12 protein-coding genes are annotated in these 18,257 nt (G+C 71.2%); 11 read left to right on the plus strand and 1 reads right to left on the minus strand.

All coding sequences use genetic code 11. From position 1 onward, the window contains the following. The first annotated feature begins 19 nt into the window (after positions 1-19). Positions 20-721: a TetR/AcrR family transcriptional regulator gene (locus GXP76_RS05010; protein WP_242570189.1), complete on the plus strand. Its 702-nt coding sequence runs from the start codon at positions 20-22 to the stop codon at positions 719-721. A gap of 48 nt (positions 722-769) precedes the next feature. Here the strand turns inward: GXP76_RS05010 and GXP76_RS05015 are convergent, their stop codons facing one another. Next, entirely contained in the window at positions 770-2,779 is a 2,010-nt protein-coding gene (locus GXP76_RS05015; RefSeq protein ID WP_242570190.1) for a beta-galactosidase, read from the minus strand. 496 nt (positions 2,780-3,275) lie between these two features. Here GXP76_RS05015 and GXP76_RS05020 point away from each other — a divergent pair, with 496 nt between their 5' ends. From GXP76_RS05020 to GXP76_RS05065, 10 genes are all read left to right on the plus strand, one after another. Further along, complete coding sequence (locus tag GXP76_RS05020; protein ID WP_242570191.1) at positions 3,276-4,943, plus strand: ABC transporter substrate-binding protein; 1,668 nt, start codon at positions 3,276-3,278, stop codon at positions 4,941-4,943. Positions 4,944-5,029: 86 nt separating this feature from the next. Next, positions 5,030-6,013: an ABC transporter permease gene (locus tag GXP76_RS05025; protein ID WP_242570216.1), complete on the plus strand. Its 984-nt coding sequence runs from the start codon at positions 5,030-5,032 to the stop codon at positions 6,011-6,013. Between the two features lie 6 nt (positions 6,014-6,019). Beyond that, positions 6,020-6,922, plus strand: a complete 903-nt coding sequence (locus GXP76_RS05030; RefSeq protein WP_242570192.1) for an ABC transporter permease — start codon at positions 6,020-6,022, stop codon at positions 6,920-6,922. A gap of 64 nt (positions 6,923-6,986) precedes the next feature. Continuing rightward, positions 6,987-8,084: an ABC transporter ATP-binding protein gene (locus GXP76_RS05035; protein WP_242570193.1), complete on the plus strand. Its 1,098-nt coding sequence runs from the start codon at positions 6,987-6,989 to the stop codon at positions 8,082-8,084. After that, positions 8,081-9,223: an ABC transporter ATP-binding protein gene (locus GXP76_RS05040; RefSeq protein ID WP_242570194.1), complete on the plus strand. Its 1,143-nt coding sequence runs from the start codon at positions 8,081-8,083 to the stop codon at positions 9,221-9,223. The genes GXP76_RS05035 and GXP76_RS05040 overlap by 4 nt, the downstream gene beginning before the upstream one ends. Then, on the plus strand, positions 9,220-10,260 hold the full coding sequence (locus GXP76_RS05045; protein ID WP_242570195.1) for a LacI family DNA-binding transcriptional regulator: 1,041 nt from the start codon (positions 9,220-9,222) through the stop codon (positions 10,258-10,260). The genes GXP76_RS05040 and GXP76_RS05045 overlap by 4 nt, the downstream gene beginning before the upstream one ends. Before the next feature lie 344 nt (positions 10,261-10,604). Next, complete coding sequence (locus GXP76_RS05050) at positions 10,605-12,206, plus strand: FAD-dependent oxidoreductase (RefSeq protein ID WP_242570196.1); 1,602 nt, start codon at positions 10,605-10,607, stop codon at positions 12,204-12,206. Between the two features lie 14 nt (positions 12,207-12,220). Then, a complete protein-coding gene (locus GXP76_RS05055) occupies positions 12,221-14,392 on the plus strand; it encodes a glycoside hydrolase family 3 N-terminal domain-containing protein (RefSeq protein ID WP_242570197.1) in 2,172 nt (723 codons plus the stop codon). A 230-nt stretch (positions 14,393-14,622) separates the two neighbouring features. Then, positions 14,623-16,305 (plus strand): right-handed parallel beta-helix repeat-containing protein, encoded by a 1,683-nt coding sequence (locus GXP76_RS05060; RefSeq protein ID WP_242570198.1) that lies wholly within the window; start codon positions 14,623-14,625, stop codon positions 16,303-16,305. Between the two features lie 229 nt (positions 16,306-16,534). Next, complete coding sequence (locus tag GXP76_RS05065; protein WP_242570199.1) at positions 16,535-18,232, plus strand: serine/threonine-protein kinase; 1,698 nt, start codon at positions 16,535-16,537, stop codon at positions 18,230-18,232. The last annotated feature ends 25 nt before the right edge of the window (positions 18,233-18,257 follow it).

Here is an 18,257-nt window from a genome sequence, read left to right on the forward strand (position 1 = left end):
GAACACGGAGAGGAACGCGATGCCGAAACAGGTGGTGCCGGAAGGGGCGCGACGCAGGCGCCGCCCGACCCGGCGCGGCTCCGTACTGTCCGAGTCACTGATCGTGCACACCGCGCTGCGGGTGCTGAAGGAGCACGGCAGCACCGGGCTGACCGCCCGCCGCCTGGGCGCCGCCCTCGGCGCCGACCCGAGCACCCTCTACCGCTACTTCGCGGGCATGGACGATCTCACCCGGGCCATCGGCGAGGAGCTCATGGGGCGGGCGCTGGACGACTGGACGGCCACCGGGCACTGGCAGGCCGACCTGCGGGCCCTCGGGCTCGCCATCCACGCCTCCTACCTCGCGCATCCGCAGGCCGCCGTCCTGACCGCCAGCCGGGTCACCGGCCGGCCCCGGGAGATCGCGGTGGACGAGGTGATCCTCGGCGTCCTGCGCGTCGCGGGCTTCCCCGACGCCACGGCGGTCCGCGTCTACCACGCCTTCATCGACGCGAGCCTGGCCTTCGCCGCCCTGGACGCCGGATCGCTGGCCCTCACCGACGAGGCCCGCGAGACGGACGAGGAGATGTGGAGCTCCACGTACGCGCGGCTGCCCGCCGACACCCATCCGCACATCGCCGCCACCGCACGGTTGCTGGCCGCCCGTATGACACACAGCGCCTACCCGGTCGTCCTGGACACCCTGCTGAACGACGCGGCGGCGCGGCTCGCGACCGCCTGACGCCGCCGGGCCCGCGCCGCGCCGCTCATGGGGGCAGCGGCGGCGACGTCACCCGCAATCCTCGGCCACCACGGCGACCTCGCCCGCCGGAACGGTGACCGTGCCGGACCGGTGGACACCCGACAGGAGGTCGACTCCCGTCGCGGCCACCCGCGCCGGGTGCCGGGTGTGGTTGACGGCGAAGAGCCAGGTCCCGCCCCCGGGGGCGCTTCGCCGGACGACCTCCACCCCGTGGCCCGCCCCCTGGACCGGGGGCGTACAGCCGGCCCGCGCGGCCCACGAGGGGAGGAGGCGGAGGAGGGACGCGGCATCCGGGCGGGTGGCGAGGTAGCGGACATTCCCGTGACGGACCACGGCCGGGCCGCCCGCGGCCGGTCCGTCGGTGAACCGGGCCTCCACCTCGGTGCCCGGGCCGGGCAGGACACGCTCGGCCCATACGCGGCCGGCCGAGCCGTCGTCCAGCTGGACCACCTGCCCGGCGGCCAGCGGCAGGTACTCGTCCACGCGCAGCCCGAGCAGGTCACGCAGTGCGCCCGGGTACGGGCCGGGGTGGACGCGGTCGTGCGGGTCGGTCAAGCCGCTGAAGGGGCCGACGACCAGATGGCCGCCGCGTGCGGCGTACTCCTCCAGGTCGCGGGCCGTGCCGGCGGACAGCGCGTAGAGCGAGGGAACGAGCAGCAGACGCTGCTCGCCGGGGGCGGGGACCAGGTCGCAGAACAGGCCGAGGGTCCACAGGGCGCGGTGCCAGTCACGGAGCACGCCGGAGTACGTCAGGTCGGAGCTGGGGCGATGGGGCAGCTCCAGGGCCCACTTGGCCTCGTAGTCCAGCAGCAGGGCGATCTCGGCCGGCGGGCAGGTGCTGCCGGCGACATCGGCGAGAGCGGCCACCGTGCCGCCGAGAGCCTTGGCCTCCCGCCAGATCCGGGTGTCCTCGCCGCCGTGGGGGAGCATCGCCGAGTGCCACTTCTCCGGTCCCCGGGTGGACTGGCGCCACTGGAAGAACATGGCGCCGTCGGCGCCCCGGGCGAGGTGGGAAAGGGTGTTGCGGGCCATCTCGCCCGGCACTTTGGCGATGTTGCGCGGCTGCCACTGCACCGCCGAGGTGGAGTGCTCCATGAGCATCCAGGGCCGGCCGTCCGCCAGACCGCGGGTCAGATCGGCGGCGAGGGCGAGATCGGCGCCGCGGTCCGGGTCCTCCGACATGAGGTAGTGGTCGTTCGACACGATGTCGACCTCGCGCGCCCAGCGCCAGTAGTCGGTCAGGCCGAGTTTGCTCGTCATGAAGTTGGTGGTGACCGGGCGGCCGGGGGAGTGGGCGCGCACGATGTCGCGTTCGGCGCGGAAGCAGGCCAGGTGTTCGGCGTCGCAGAAGCGGTAGAAGTCCAGCCACAGACCGGGAGAGAGAGCGCTGGTGCTGGTACGTGGCGGGATCACCTGCTCCCAGTCGCTGTGGCGCATGCCCCAGACGCCGGTTCCCCACCGGTCGTCGAGGGCGTCCAGGTCGTCGCCGTACTCGGTGCGCAGCCAGTCCCGGAACGCGTGTGCGGAGGTGTCGCACCAGCAAAGGGCGTTGCCGTTCGCGTACTCGTTGTTGATGTGCCACATCACCACGGCCGGGTGGTCGCCGTAGCGTTCGGCGAGCCGGCGGGTGATGCGCGCGGCACGGTCCCGGTAGACCGGCGACGACGGGCAGTACGCCTGACGGGAGCCGGGCGCGAGTGCGCGTCCGTCGGCCGTCACGGGCAGCGACTCGGGGTGGGCGTGCGAGAACCACCGCGGCGGCGCGGCGGTGGGCGTGGCCAGATCGACGGCGACCCCCGCTCCGTGCAGAAGCGCGACGACCTCGTCGAGGCCGGTGAAGTCGAAGACGTCCGGCTCGGGTTCGACCCACGACCAGGCGAAGACGCCGAGCGAGACCAGATTGACCCCGGCCTCGCGCATCAGGCGGACGTCCTCCTTCCATGTCGCCCTGTCCCACTGCTCGGGGTTGTAGTCGGCGCCGAAGGCGGGGCGCGGGACGCGGCCCCGGACGAGATGGGGTTCGCCGGGGCGTGGCATGGGTGTGAGCATGCTGCTGAGTCCTGACTTCGAGATGTCGGCGTTATCAGCTCGGCCCCGCGGGACCGTGAACGTCCAAGGAGTGGGCGGCGTGGCGTCGCCTCGTGCGGGCGACGGCGGAACACGCCGGGGGAGGGCCGCGCGACGGGATGGTGCGGGTCGGCGGACGCGCTCAACGTAGGCACGCCGCGTCGGAGTGTCAACGGGCCTGCTTTCACGAGCAGTTGGCTGCCACCCGCCCAAGTCGGACCGTGGGTGGCGGGGTTCGCCGCTGGTGGCGGCAAGTCGCCGGAGCCTGAAGCCCTGTTGGGTCCGTCATCGGACCGTGATGGCCGGAAAATCTTCTCGCCACACCCTTGACCCACCCCTGCAACGTCCGTACGTTTCCCGGTCATACGTAGAAGCAACGGCCCGTTCACTTCTCACGCAACTGCTCATACGTATGAGCATCGCGGTTGCGTCCCGCACCGCCATCACGAGGAGTCAGGAGTCAGCCATGCCCACCAGAAGAGCCTTCATAGTGCGCGCCGCCGCGGCGGCCGTCGCCGTCCCGCTCGGAGCGAGCGCGTGCACCGCGGGTACGGGCGCCGGTGGAGGAGGAGCGGGCGGCGGGGCCGGCGACACGCTCGTGTTCGGCAAGACCGACGGCGGGACGACGTTCGTCCGCAACTACAACATGTTCGGGCCCGCCACCCAGAAGTCGCCCAACGGTGAGCTGATCTACGAGCCGCTGGTGCGGATCGACTACAGCGACGGCGGGAAGGTCAAGCCCTGGCTGGCCGAGAGCATGGAGTTCGACGAGTCGGGGACCACGCTCACCGTGAAGCTGCGTGGTGACGTGACGTTCTCGGACGGCAAGCCGATGACCGCCGACGACGTGGTCTTCTCCCTGGGCATCCCGCTGGAGGACCCCACGTTCAACACCGGCGGAACCACCTACGACTCAGTCGCCAAGAAGGACGCCTCCACCGTCACCGTGCACTGGCCGAGCCCCGCCTTCAGCGAACTCGGGCAGCTGGCCTCACCCCAACTGCCCGTCGTGCCACGGCACATCTGGGAGGGAAAGAACCTCAAGCGGTGGACCAACCCCGACCCGGTGGGCACCGGCCCCTTCACCCTCACGCGGTTCGCACCCCAGCAGGTCACCCTCGGCGCCCGCACCGACTACTGGGGCGGCCGGTTCGCCCTGAAAACCTTCAAGATCATCCCGACCAGCGGCGACTCGGTGAAGGCGCAACTGCTGCGTGACGACGTGGAGTGGGCCCTCGTCGCCTGGAACGGCGCGGAGCAGGAGTACGTCGCGAAGAACCCCGAGCACCACCTGTACCAGAAGTACGCCACCGGCGGCGCGTACTCCCTCTTCTTCAACACCGCCCGGGCCCCCTTCGACAACGTCCATCTGCGGCGGGCGCTGGCGATGACCCTGCCGCGCGAGGACATCGTCACCACGCTCCAGCGCCCCGGCACGGAAGCGGGCCCCACCGGACTGGTCGACGAGATCTACGCGGACCAGATCCTCCCCGAGTACCGGGGCACGGTGCAGAAGATCGACGCCGCGGGAGCACGGAAGGAACTGGCGCTCAGCGGCTTCGAGGTCAGGGGCGGAAAGCTGGTCAAGGACGGCAGGTCCCATACCCCCAGCCTGTCGTTCAACCAGGACTTCGGCTGGGATCCGTACGCCAACATCATGGTCCGCAGCTGGGAGAAGCATCTCGGGATCAAGGTGAAGTCGACAGGTGCCCCCGGCGCCAACCTCTTCGACCAGCAGCAGACCGGCGAATTCGACCTCACCATCAGCACCACGGGCGGCGCCGGAGTCGCCGGCATCTACAGCTCCCTGAGCAGCCGGGCCTACCGCCCGCTCGGTGAGAAGGCCGCCGCCAACATCGGCCGCTGGAAGGACGACGCCACCGACGCCGCGATCGGCAGGCTCCTGGGAACCCAGGACCCCGCCGTGACGACGAGCGCCGGACACGAACTGCAGAAGATCGTCGCCGAACAGGTGCCGTACAGCCCGATCTACAACAGCTACTGGTTCATGGCGATCAACGCCGCGAACTGGACCGGCTGGCCGACCCCCGAGAACTTCTCCTACGTGCCCTTCCCCGGTCTCGGCCCCGACACCACGCTCACCCTGCTGAAGCTGAAGCAGGCCGCCAAGTGACAGCGGTGGCCCCGCCTGCCGCGCCGCCCACCGAGCCGGCCCCGCCGCCCGTACGCCGCGCCCGGGCCCCCCGCCGCTGGGGCTTCCTGGGCCGCCGGCTGGGCTTCTACCTCGCCGCCGCCTGGTCGGCGATCACGCTGAACTTCTTCCTGCCCCGGCTGATGCCGGGCGACCCGTCCGCCGCGATCGTCGACAAGCTCCAGCGCGTCAGCGGTCAGCAACTCCCGCCGAGCACACTGGAGTCGATCCAGAAGGTCTTCGGCAATCCGGACGCCAACCTCGGCCGTCAGTATCTCGACTACCTGGTCCAGCTCGCCCACGGCGATCTCGGTATCTCGATCAGCAACTACCCCACCCCCGTGAGCGATCTGCTCCGGCAGGGCCTGCCCTGGACCCTGCTGCTCGTCGGCACGACCACGGTCGTCGCGTTCGTACTCGGCACCGGCATCGGCGCGCTCGCCGGCTGGAAGGCGGGAGGCCGCTTCGACACCGTCGTCAGCCCGCTCACCACCTTCGTCTCGGCGATCCCGTACTTCTGGATGGCGCTGGTGGGACTGTGGCTCTTCGGCTTCGTGCTGGGCTGGTTCCCGCTGTCCGGCGGATACGACGCCGACCTGCCGATCGGTCTGTCCCCGTCGTTCCTCCTGAGCGTGCTGCACTACGGGGTACTGCCCGCCGCCACCATCGTCTTCTCGGCCTTCGGCGGCTGGCTGCTCGGCATGCGCAACATGACGGTGACCACCGTCCGCGAGGACTACGTGCTGCTCGCCCAGGCCAAGGGTCTCTCCAGCCGCCGGGCGATGCTCCGCTACGCGGCCCGCAACGCCGTCCTGCCGAACTTCACCGGCTTCGCGCTCGCCCTCGGCCACGTCGTCGGCGGCGCCCTGCTCACCGAGGTGGTCTTCAACTACCCGGGCGTCGGATACCTGCTCTTCACCTCGCTCCAGCAGCGCGACTACCCGGTGATGCAAGGAGTCTTCTTCCTCATCATGCTGACCGTCCTGCTGGCGAATCTGCTGGCCGACTCGGTGTACGCCCTGCTCGACCCGCGCATCAGAGAAGGAGGGTGACGGGCGTTGAGTACCGCATTCCTCTCCAGTTGGAAGGTCCGGATCGGGCTCGGCATCCTCGCCCTGTTCTGCCTGCTGGCCGTGTTCGGCCCCTGGCTGGCCCAGAGCCTGCTGGGGCTCGACCCGCGCGCCAACGACACCGGCGTCATCGCCCGGCCGCCGAGCGGTGAACACCTGCTGGGGACCAACCAGTTCGGCCAGGACGTCCTCGCCCAGGTCATCGCCGGCGCCCGCGGCTCGATGTACGTCGGGGTGCTCGGCGCGGTGGTCGGCACGGCCATGGCGATCCTGATCGGAGTACCGGCCGGATACTACGGCGGCCGGATCGACGGCGCCCTCAACTTCCTGACCAACCTGTTCCTCGTCCTGCCCGCGCTGCCGCTCATCCTGATCGTGACCGGCTACCTCCAGGGCACCGGACTCACCACCATCGCCCTGATCATCGGCTTCTTCGGATGGTCCGGCGGGGCACGTACGCTGCGCGCCCAGGCGCTCAGCATCGCGAACCGCGACTTCGTCCGGGCCATGCGGATGCTGGGTGAACGCGGCCGCCGGCTGGTCTTCGCCGAAGTGCTGCCCCATCTCACCGGCCTCATCGCGTCGATGTTCCTGCACGCGATGATCGGTGCGGTGATGGCCGAGGCGGGACTCGCGTTCCTCGGCATCTCCGACTCCTCGGCGATCAGCTGGGGAACGATGATCCAGTCGGCGCAGCAGCAGAGCGCCGTACTGCGCGGCCTGTGGTGGTGGTTCGTACCGCCCGGCCTGTGCATCGCCCTGATCGGTACGGCGGCGGCACTGGTCAACTTCGGTGTCGACGAACTGGCCAACCCCAAGCTGCGGGCCGCCCGCCCCGCGTCGGTTCGCAAGGCGAAGCGTCTGGCGCGAACGGGAGGCGGGGCCCGATGACCGTATGTCCCACGGCCCCGTCGCAGCCGACTCCCGTGATCGTCCAGCCCGGAGGTGAATCCTGATGACCGTTCACATACATCACATACAGACCGAGCGGCGCAGCCCCTCCGCGGCGCCCGCCGGGCAGGCCGTTCTGGAGGTCCGTGACCTGACCGTCGAGTACGCCACCGGCAGCGTCCCCGTACGCGCCTGTGTCGACGTCTCCTTCACCCTGCGCCGAGGCGAAATTCTGGGCGTCGCGGGGGAGTCGGGCTCCGGGAAGTCCACCCTGATCACCGCTCTGACCCGGCTGCAGCGCCCACCGGCCGTCACCACCGCGGGAGAGATCCTCTTCCACGGACGGGACGGCGCGGCGCCCGTCGACCTCGTCACGCTCGACAGCAGGCGACTGCGCCGCTACCGGTGGACGGCGCTGTCCATCGTGCTGCAGTCCGCGATGGACGCGCTGAACCCGGTGATGCGGATCGGCGCCCAGTTCGCCGACGTCCTGCGCGCCCGCGACCGCTCGTTGAGCAAGCGCGAGGCCTGGACACGGGCGGCGGAACTGCTCGCCCTGGTCGGCATCTCCGCGGACCGGGTCCGTGACTACCCGCACCAGCTCTCCGGCGGCATGCGCCAGCGCTCCGCCATCGCGCTGGCACTGGCCTGCGGTCCCGAACTGGTGGTCATGGACGAACCGACCACGGCCGTGGACGTGGTGATGCAGCGTCAGATCCTGGCCCAAGTCCTCAGACTGCGAAAGGAGTTGGGGTTCGCGGTCATCTTCGTCACCCATGACCTGTCGCTGCTGCTCGAACTGGCCGACCGTATCGCCATCATGTACGCCGGCCGCGTCGTCGAGGTGGGTGAGTCCGCCGCTCTCTACAGCGATCCGAAACACCCGTACACCAAGGGGCTGCGGGACTCCTTCCCGCCGCTGCGCTCCCCGCTGCGCACGTTGAACGGCATCCCCGGAACCCCGCCCGACCTGCGCCGTCCACCGGCCGGCTGCCCCTTCCACCCGCGGTGCGCACGGCGCACGGAAGGCTGCGACGAGCGGCTGCCGGCGCTCCTGCCGGTGGGACCCCGGCCCGGCCACGAGGCGGCGTGCCTGCTGAACGAGACCGGTCCCGGGGCCGGCGAAGAGACCGACGACGAGACGGGAGGCGAGAGGCGATGAACGAGTCCCCGCGCGCGGAAGAGCCCGCCGCACAGCCGCAGCCGCAGGCGGTTCGGGCGTCCGAGACGCAGGAGCGGCCGGAGTACGTCCTGGAGGCGCGCGACGTCTCCAAGCACTTCACCGTCCGCGGCCCGCTCGGCCGTACGTCCGTCGTCCGCGCCGTCGAGGACGCGACCGTGTCCCTGAGGCCCGGTCAGATTCTGGCCCTGGTGGGTGAGAGCGGCAGCGGGAAGACCACCCTCGCCCGGATGCTGGCCCGCTTCCACGAACCGACGAGCGGCGAGATCCTGCTGCGCGGTGAGCCCATCGGCGCCGGCAGGCGGGCACAGCGCGCCTACCACTCCGAGGTCCAGCTGATCTTCCAGGACCCCTTCGGATCGCTGAACCCGCTGCACCGTGTCCGCTACAACATCGACCGTGCGCTGCGCCTGCACCACCCCGGTCTGACCGCCGCGGGGCGTGAGCGGCGGATGACGGAACTGCTGGAGCGGGTCAGCCTCACCCCGGCCGTGGAGATCGCCGCGAAGTTCCCGCACGAGCTGTCCGGAGGGCAGCGCCAGCGCGTCGTGATCGCCCGCGCGCTCGCCGTGGAGCCCAAGGTCCTGCTCGGCGACGAACCGATCTCCATGCTGGACGTGTCGATCCGGCTGGAGATGCTCAACCTGCTCCAGCGGCTGCGCACCGAGGACGGGCTCGCCCTGCTGTACATCACCCACGACATCGCCGGCGCCCGGTACCTCTGTGACGAGATCGCCGTGATGTACGCGGGTCAGATGGTGGAGTCCGGGCCGAAGGAGGAGGTGATCTCCTCGCCGCGGCATCCGTACACCAAACTGCTCATAGAGTCCTCGCCGGACCCCGAGCGCGGCGTGGGGGACCGCGACGAACTCTTCGCGGGGGCCGACGAACTGGGTGAGCCGCCCAGTCTGATCGACCCGCCGACGGGCTGCCGGTTCCACCCCCGCTGCCCGTTCGCGATGCGGGAGTGCGCCGTCGAGGCCCCGCCGCGCACGGAGTTGGGCGACGGGCACTGGGCGAAGTGCTGGCTGCACGCCAAGGGCCGGGCCGGAGAACTCGCCGAGACGACACATGCCGCGGCGACCGCCGCCCGGCGGGAGACGCTCCAGGGGGCATCATGACAGCGCGACGGCGCGACAAGGCACCCAGCCAGGCGGACGTGGCACGGCTGGCCGGGGTGTCCCAGTCGGCGGTGTCCCGCGTGATCAGCGGGAACGCGGCGACCGCGCGTATCCCCGAGGAGACCAGACAGCGGGTCTTCGAGGCGGTCCGGGAGCTGGGATACGTCGCCAACCCGGCGGCCCGGGCCATGCGCAAGCAGCGCAACGACCTGCTCGGTGTGCACACGTTCGAGCGCGTCTTCCCGCGTGGCAGCGAGGACTTCTACTTCGAGTTCCTGCTCGGGATCGAGGAGCGGGCCGAGGAGACCGGGTTCGACCTGGTGCTGTTCACCTCTACGGGGTCCGGCGGCGGCGAGCGCAAAATCTACCGGAACGGCACCAATCGGCTCAACCTGGCCGACGGCAGCATCCTCCTCGGTGTCTCCACCGACCGCGGCGAGCTGGCCCGCCTCTGGTACGAGGGATACCCCTTCATCCACATCGGCCGCCGCGAGGTGCCCGGCGCGGAGATCCCGCAGATCATCCCCGACTACCGGTCGGCGAGCGCGCGGATCGTGGAGCGGCTAGCGCGGCACGGCCACCGGCGGCTGGGATACGTACGCGACTGGCAGCAGATGGAGCCGTACGAGGACCGCCGTCTCGGCTACGCGGAGGCCGTCGAGCGGCTCGGGCTGACCCACACCTCCCCCGACTCGGACGGCTCCGTGGCCCTCGACGGAGCCTGGCTCGACGAGGTGGCACGCGGCGGGGCGACCGCGATCGTCGTCGAGTCGGTGGGGCTCGCCCGGTCCCTGCGCGAGCAACTGGCCGTGCGCGGCAGGAAGATCCCGGACGACGTGTCCGTCGCCGTGCTGGAGGCGGCGTCCGCGGACCTGTCGGGGCAGTGGGACTCCCTGGTGATTCCCCGCGTCGAGATCGGCCGGCTCGCCGTGGACCGGCTGCAGGAGATGCTCGACGACCCCGAACTGCGCACCGGCAGCGTGCTGGTGCCCTGCCCGCTGATCACCGGCACGACGATCGCGGACGCGAGCGACTAGGGGGTGTCCGCGAAGTCCCGCCTGGCCCGCGACGCCTGGCACGGCACCTCGCCGCGTTGTCGGACGCGGCCGAGTACGGCAGGTCCATCCACAACGCCGGTCCTCCGCCTTGCGATGCACCGCACCAGACGCCGCGGGCCCCGCCCTGCGGGCGGACGGCGCTACTTCGCGGACACCCCCTAGGACTCTTCCTCGCCGGACACGGCGTAGGGCCGCGCAGCACCCGACGCCCCGAAACCCGACAGCTCCGGACGCGCCGGCTGGTGAGTGGCGCCGTCCGCCGGTCCCGGGCGCCCTGAAACCGACGACCGAACACTTTGACCGTCAGAAGGAAGGCCAGCCCCATGACAGAGATACGAACCGAGATCCTCGTCGTCGGCGGTGGACTCGGGGGCGTGGCCGCGGCCCTCACCGCCGCCCGGCTCGGCCGGACGGTGGTGCTCACCGAGGCCACGGACTGGCTCGGCGGACAGCTCACCGCCCAGGCGGTGCCGCCCGACGAGCATCCCTGGATCGAGGGCTCCGCCTGCCCGCCCGGCTACGCCGAACTGCGCCGGCGGGTACGCGACTACTACCGCCGCAACTACCCCCTCGGACCCGACGCCGCGCGGAACCCGCTGCTCGACCCCGGGCGCGGCGTCGTGAGCCGGATGTGCCACGAGCCGCGCGTGGCCGTCGCCGTCATCGAGGAGATGCTCGCCCCGTGGCGCGCCGCCGGTGCGATCACCGTCCTCACGGGTTACGAACCCGTCGCCGCGCACACGGACGGCGACCGTATCGAGGCCGTCACGCTGTACGGCGCACACGACGGACGCGAAGTCACCGTCCACGCCTCCTACGTCGCCGACGCCACCGAGCTGGGCGACCTGCTGGAACTGGCCGCGGTGGAGCACGTCATCGGCGCCGAGGGCCGCGACGAGACCGGGGAGCCGCACGCGCCCGTCACCGCCGATCCGCTCGACCAGCAGGCCGTGTCCTGGTGCTTCGCCCTGGACCACCGGCCCGGCGAGGACCACGTGATCGACCGGCCCGCCTCCTACGACCACTGGCGCACGACCGTCGCCCCGTTCTGGCCCGGCCCGCAGCTCTCCTTCACCGACATCGTCCCGATCACCCTCGAACAGCGCACCTGGGCGCTGATGGGCGCCGACCGGGAGGCCGGTGAACACTTCGACCTGTGGCAGTTCCGCCGGGTCCTGTCCCGCGACGCGTTCACGGCCGGTGCCTTCGCCTCCGACCTGACCGTCGTCAACTGGCCGCAGATCGACTACTGGGAGGCGCCGCTGCTCGGCGTCGACGCGGCGGCCCGGCAGGCGGCGCTCGCGGCCGGCCGGGAGCTGTCGCTGTCCTTCCTGCACTGGCTGCAGACCGAGGCGCCCCGCCCCGACGGCGGCACCGGCTGGCCGGGCCTGCGGCTGCGGCCCGATGTCACCGGCACCGCCGACGGCCTGGCCAAGGCGCCGTACATCCGCGAATCGCGCCGTATCAAGGCCGAGTTCACCGTCGTGGAACAGCACGTGGGAGTCGAGGCCCGGCCGCCCGGCTCCGGGAGCGAGGTGTTCCACGACAGCGTGGGCCTCGGCAGCTACCGCATCGACCTGCACCCCAGCACCGGCGGCCGCAGCTACATCGACATCGAGTCCTACCCCTTCCAGATTCCGCTGGGCGCCCTGATCCCCGTACGCGTCGACAACCTCCTGCCCGCCAACAAGAACATCGGCACCACGCACATCACCAACGGGTGCTACCGGCTGCACCCGGTGGAATGGGCCATCGGCGAAGCCGTGGGCGCCCTCGCCGGCTTCTGCCTCGAACGGGCCCTGCCGCCCCGCAAGGTCCGCTCCGACCAGACCCAACTGGCCGACTACCAGCGGCTGCTCAGCCAGTCCCTGGGCATCCGGCTGGCCTGGCCGGAGGAGATCCGCAGCCGGCCGCACCACTACTGATGAGAGGACCCGCCATGAACGGCCACGCCCACGAGTCCCGTGTCAAGGAACTCCTGGACCGGATGACCGTCGAGGAGAAACTCGGCCAGTTGCAGCAGCTTGCCTGGGCCTGGGACACCGGGCCGGGCGGCGGCGGCACCGAGGCGGCCGAGACCGCCGCCCGCCAGGGCCTGCTCGGCTCGGTGCTCAACGCCGTCGGCGCCGGGGCCACCAACGCGCTCCAGCACATCGCCGTCGAGGAATCCCGTCTCGGTATCCCGCTGGTCTTCGGCCTGGACGTGATCCACGGCTTCCACACCACCTTCCCGATCCCGCTCGCCCAGGCCGCCGCCTTCGACCCGGCGGTCACGGAGAAGGACGCCGAGGTCTCCGCCCGCGAGGCCCGTTCCAACGGCATCCACTGGACGTTCTCGCCGATGATGGACGTCACCCGCGAGCCGCGGTGGGGCCGGATCGCCGAGAGCAGCGGTGAGGACCCGTATCTGACCACGCGCTACGCGGTGGCCAAGGTGCGCGGCTACCAGGGCGCCGATCTGACCGCCGCCGACCGGATCGCCGCCTGCGCCAAGCACTTCGTGGCCTACGGCGGAGCGGAGGGCGGCCGCGACTACAACACCGTCGACGTGTCCGAGCAGCGGCTGCGCAATCTCTACCTGCCGCCGTTCCGGGCCGCCGTGGAGGCCGGCGCCGCCACCGTCATGGCCGGCTTCAACACCATCAGCGGCATCCCGGCACACGCCGATCCGCACACCCTGACCGGCATCCTCAAGCAGGAGTGGGGCTTCGACGGCGTCGTCGTCAGCGACTGGACCGGCGTCCAGGAGCTGATCGCGCACGGCGCCGCGGCGAACGAGACCGAGGCGGCACGGCGGGCACTGACCGCCGGGGTGGACATGGAGATGGTGTCCACCTCCTTCGTCGACCACGGCCGCGAACTGCTCGCCGCCGGGACCCTGAGCGCGGAGCGGCTGGACGACGCCGTGGCCAGGGTGCTCCGTCTCAAGCTGCGGCTCGGCCTCTTCGAGCGCCCGTACGCCGACGAGTCCGCGGCCCTCACCGGCCCGACCGCCGAGACGCGTGCGGCGGCGCGCGAGGCCGCCGGACGCTGCGTGGTCCTGCTGAAGAACGACGACGGTGTGCTGCCGCTCGACGTGCCGGCGCTGCGTTCGCTCGCGGTCGTCGGCCCGTTCGCCGACTCCGGTGATCTGCTGGGCACGTGGACCCTGCCGGGCGCGCCCGCCTCGGTCCCGGTCCTGCGTGCCCTGCGCGAGGCGCTGCCGTACACGGCCGTCACCCATGCCCCCGGAGTGTCCGCGGAGGGAGCCGACACCTCCGGCATCGCGGAGGCCGTGGCCGCCGCCGAGGCCGCCGAAGCCGTCGTACTCGTGGTGGGTGAACCGTCCGCGATCAGCGGGGAGGCGGCGGCGCGCAGCGAACTCGGCCTGCCCGGCGCCCAGGAGCGGCTGATCGACGCGGTCACCGCGACCGGCACGCCCTGCGTGGTGGTGCTGGTCGGCGGACGCCCGCTCACGATCGGTGCCTGGGCGGACGGCGCGGCGGCGATCCTGATGGCCTGGCACCCGGGCATCGAAGCGGGGAACGCCGTCGCGGACGTACTGACCGGTGCGGTCGGCCCGGGCGGCAAGCTGCCGGTGACCTTCCCCCGGGCCGTCGGCCAGCTTCCGCTCTACTACAACCACGAGCGGACCGGCCGTCCCTACGATCCGGCCGCGCCCGGGGTGAAGTACGTCTCCAAGTACCTCGACATCGCCGACGGACCGGAGTTCGCCTTCGGCCACGGCCTGAGCTACACCACCTTCACGCTGGGCGACCCGCTGCTGAGCCGGGAGCGGATCGGTGCGCGGGAGCTGCGGGAGGGCGCGACGGTGGCGGTCACCGTCGCGGTCCGCAACACCGGCGACCGCGAGGGCGAGGAGGTCGTCCAGCTCTACGTCCAGGATCCGGCCGCGACGATCGCGCAGCCGGTCCGCCGGCTGCGCGGGTTCCGCCGCGTCCGGCTGTCGGCGGGGGAGGAGCGGGAGGTCCGTTTCACCCTCGGGGCCGACGACGTCGGCCACTGGACCAACGACCCCGCCGGAGTCCTCACCGTGGAGCCGGGCGAGATCCATGTCCACACCGGCGACAGCTCGCGCACACGGGCCCGGCGCACGCTCCTGATCACCTGACCGGCGGGAGCGGGGCCGGAACCGGAAGGACCGCCCCACCCGCGGGAACCGTCTCGACCCGGACGGCGAAGCCGTCCGCCGAAGCCCTCCACCGAAGGGAGCGATGCGCCGACCACATTTCCTCAACCGCTCCACGAACCATGCCTCAGCACGAGTCGTCATCTGCGAGGTCCGCGCGTCGTCGCGGTCCCGCAGTGGGGAGAAGCATGAAAGCAAGGACATGTGCGGCAGTGGTGGCCCAGGCAATGCTGGGTCTGCTGCTCGCGGGTGCCGCCACGGGCACCGCGCACGCCGCCGCCGCCACTTACTACGTGTCACCCAGCGGCAGTGACAGCAACACCGGTCTGTCGCCGGACCAGGCCTGGAAGTCGACCGGGAAGGTCAACGGCTTCACGTTCCCGCAGGGCGGCGCGACCGTCTCGTTCCAGGGCGGGCAGACGTTCACCGGCTGCCTGGCCTTCAACGGGGACAAGGTGCCCGGGTCGTCGGCGACGACGCCCTTCAAGGTCACCTCCTACGGCACCGGGCAGGCCACCATCAGGTCCGACTGCACGGGCGACTACTCGGCTGCGGTCGCCGCCGACAACGTCAGCGGCTTCCAGCTCGACAACCTGAAACTGGTCAACGGCGGTACGACCGCGGCCGGTGTCCTCCTGCACAACCAGAAGTCGTCGACGGCCACCAAGAGCATGAAGGTCACCCGCTCCGACATCTCCGGCTTCGCCACACCGAGCGGCAGCAGCAGTACCTTCGGCGGACAGATCATGGTGCTCGGATACGCCGTGAACGCCAACAGCGGACCGCTGGACGACGTGCAGATCCTCAACAACAAGCTGCACGGCGCCAGTGTCACCTCGAACGCCGGGCCGGGCGTCTACGGCTGGGGCTCGGGCGTCAACATCACCAACGTCAGGGTCGAGGGCAACACCGTCTACAACCTCGGCATGGCGGCCCAGAGCACCGGGGCCGCGCTGACCGCCAACGGCTGGAACGGCGCGGTCATCCAGCGCAACCTGGTCCACGACATCGGTGCCAACGTGACCTCGTGCGGTGGCGCCAGCGGCATCATGACGTACACCTCCAACAACGTGAAGATCCGTCACAACGAGGTGTACAAGGTGCAGCCGGTCCCGGCCTTCACGGCCGGGTGCGACTGGGACGGGATCGACCTCGACGGCGGCACCACCAACTCGGTGGTGGAGTACAACTACACGCACGACAACGCCGGCAGCGGTCTGCTCGCCTACACCTCGACCGCCGGCTCGCGGGTGTGGGGACCGAACACCTACCGCTACAACGTCTCGGAGAACGACGACTGGGCGAACGCCCAGGGCGGTCTGCTCGACGTGGTGCCCAACGCGCCGAAGAACGCGCTGTCGATCTACGGCAACACCTTCTTCACCAACAAGGACCAGAGCGCGAACAAGAAGGCAGGCGCCAGCGCCTGCTTCATGTTCGGCTACGCGTCCGGGACCTGGGCCGCCGGCTCGCAGATCAAGGACAACATCTGCTACATGGCCAACAAGGACAAGTACGGCAAGACCGGCCAGCTCTACTACAACCCCAACGGGCAGACCGGAATGACGCTGTCCAACAACCTGTACTACGGGACGAACACCGGCGGTTGGCGCTGGGGCGGCACGACCCATGCCGACTTCGCCGCGTGGAAGGCGGCCGGGCTGGAGACCGGCTCGGTGTGGGGTGACCCCCTCTTCACCTCGCCCGGCGCGGGTGGCGTCTGCTCGTGGTCGCCGACCTCGGGCGCCGGGCCGCAGCCGTGCCCGCAGGCCTACACCCTCAAGTCCGGCTCACCGGCGCTCAAAGCGGGCACGGCCGTGCCCGGCAACGGCGGGGTGGACTACTACGGGACGACCATCCCGGGCACGCCGAACATCGGGGCCGACGCCGGATAGGCCCTGACCGCATCCCATCGGCGGCGGTCGGCATCGGTACGCCCGACGCCCGACGCCCACGGCGACGGGAGCCGACGACGACCGCCGGGCGGGCGGGCCGTGTCACAGCGGCCCGCCCAACTGCCCCTCACCGGACCTTCCTTCACCGCTCGGTCACGCCTCCGACGCGCGGCGGCCACCAACCGCTCCCAACTGCGGCTTTGGCATTGGGAGTTCGTATGATGCCGCAATGGCAAGTCACGGGGATCTCATAGCGGGGCGCTACCGCATCACCAAACCGCTCGGACGCGGCGGCATGGGCACGGTCTGGCGGGCTGACGACGAACTGCTCGGCCGGGCCGTCGCCGTGAAGGAGCTGCACATCGACGCGGGGCTCTCGCCCGCCGAAGCCGAGAACAGGCGCGGACGCACGCTGCGCGAGGCTCGGTCGGTCGCGCAGGTGAAACATCCGGGCGTCCTCGTGCTGCACGACATCGTCCAGCACGACGCGCAGCCCTGGCTGGTGATGGAGCTGATCGACGGCTGCTCGCTCGCCGACCGGATCGTGGAGGAGGGCCCGGTCCCGCCCGCCGAGGCCGCCCGTATCGGTCTCGCGCTGCTGGCCGCGCTGCGCGCCGCGCACACGGCCGGAGTGCTGCACCGTGACATCAAGCCCGCGAACGTACTCCTCGAAGCGGCCACCGGGCGCGTGGTGCTGTCCGACTTCGGGATCGCGCAGGTCGACGGGCAGGCGACGCTGACGGAGACGGGCGCGTTCGTCGGCTCCCCGGAGTACACCGCTCCGGAGCGGATGTCGGGGAAGAGGACCGGCCCCGAGTCCGATCTGTGGTCGCTCGGGGTGCTGCTCTGCGCCGCCGTCGAGGGCGAGTCACCGTTCCGCCGCGACTCGGTGGCGGGGGTGCTGCACGCCGTCGTGATCGACGAGATCAAGGTGCCCGAATCGGCCGGCCCGCTGCTTCCCGTCCTGAACGGACTCCTTGAGCGCGATCCCGCCCGACGGCTCGGTACGGACGAGGCGGAGCGGTCGCTGCGCGGCTTCCTCTCTCAGGAGCGGCTGCCCACCGTCGCCCACACACCGGTGACCCGCGGGCCCGCCGCGCCGCCGCCTTCCGGCGATCCGGTCGTACTCGGCGCTGCCTCAGCCCCGGCCGGGCGTCCCCGGGTCCGTACGGCGCTCCTCGCCGGGGCCCTGGTCACCGCCCTGGCGGTGGGCGGCACCGGCGCGTGGGTCATGACGAGGGACGGCTCCGGCACGGGAACGGAGGCGACGGAGGGCGGCGGATCCGCGGACAAGGTGCGCGAGAAGCTGTCCGAAGAGGCGACGAAGAAGGCTTCCGACGCGCCCGGACCGCTCATCGACGACACCGGGAAACCCACTCGCGCACCCGCCGGCGACGCTTCCAAGGAGCCTTCCAAGGAGCCTTCCAAGGAGCCTTCGAAGGGGGCTTCGAAAGGCACTTCCGCACCGCCCGCCGCCCCGGTACCCAAGGGCTATCGGACGGTCGTCGACCCGACCGGGTTCACGATGGCGGCGCCCACCGGTTTCGTCCGCTCCAACGAGCCGCCCCGCGTCTTCTACAACTCCCCGGACAACGCCTTCCGTATCGGTGTCCACCCCCAGCCGCTGGACCCGAACGGTCCGGTCGCGGTGATGAGGGCGGCGCACGAGAGCGGCCCGTCGGACTACCCCGGCTACCGGAACGGTTCGGTGCGCGAGACCACGCACAACGGATTCCCCGCCGCCGTATGGGAGTTCACCTGGGACGGCGGCGCGGGCGACGGCGGCCCGCGCCACACCTACGACCTGAGCTGGGACGAGGGCGGCAAGATGTACGACCTGTGGGTCTCCGCCCCGGCCGGCCGGGCGGCCGAGGGCGAACGCCACTTCATCGAGGCGCACCGGTCCTTCGCGCGGGCGGGGTCCTGACGCGGTAACAGCGACGCCGGAGCGC

The sequence above is a fragment of the Streptomyces sp. NP-1717 genome, from assembly GCF_022695985.1.
GTDB lineage: Bacteria > Actinomycetota > Actinomycetes > Streptomycetales > Streptomycetaceae > Streptomyces.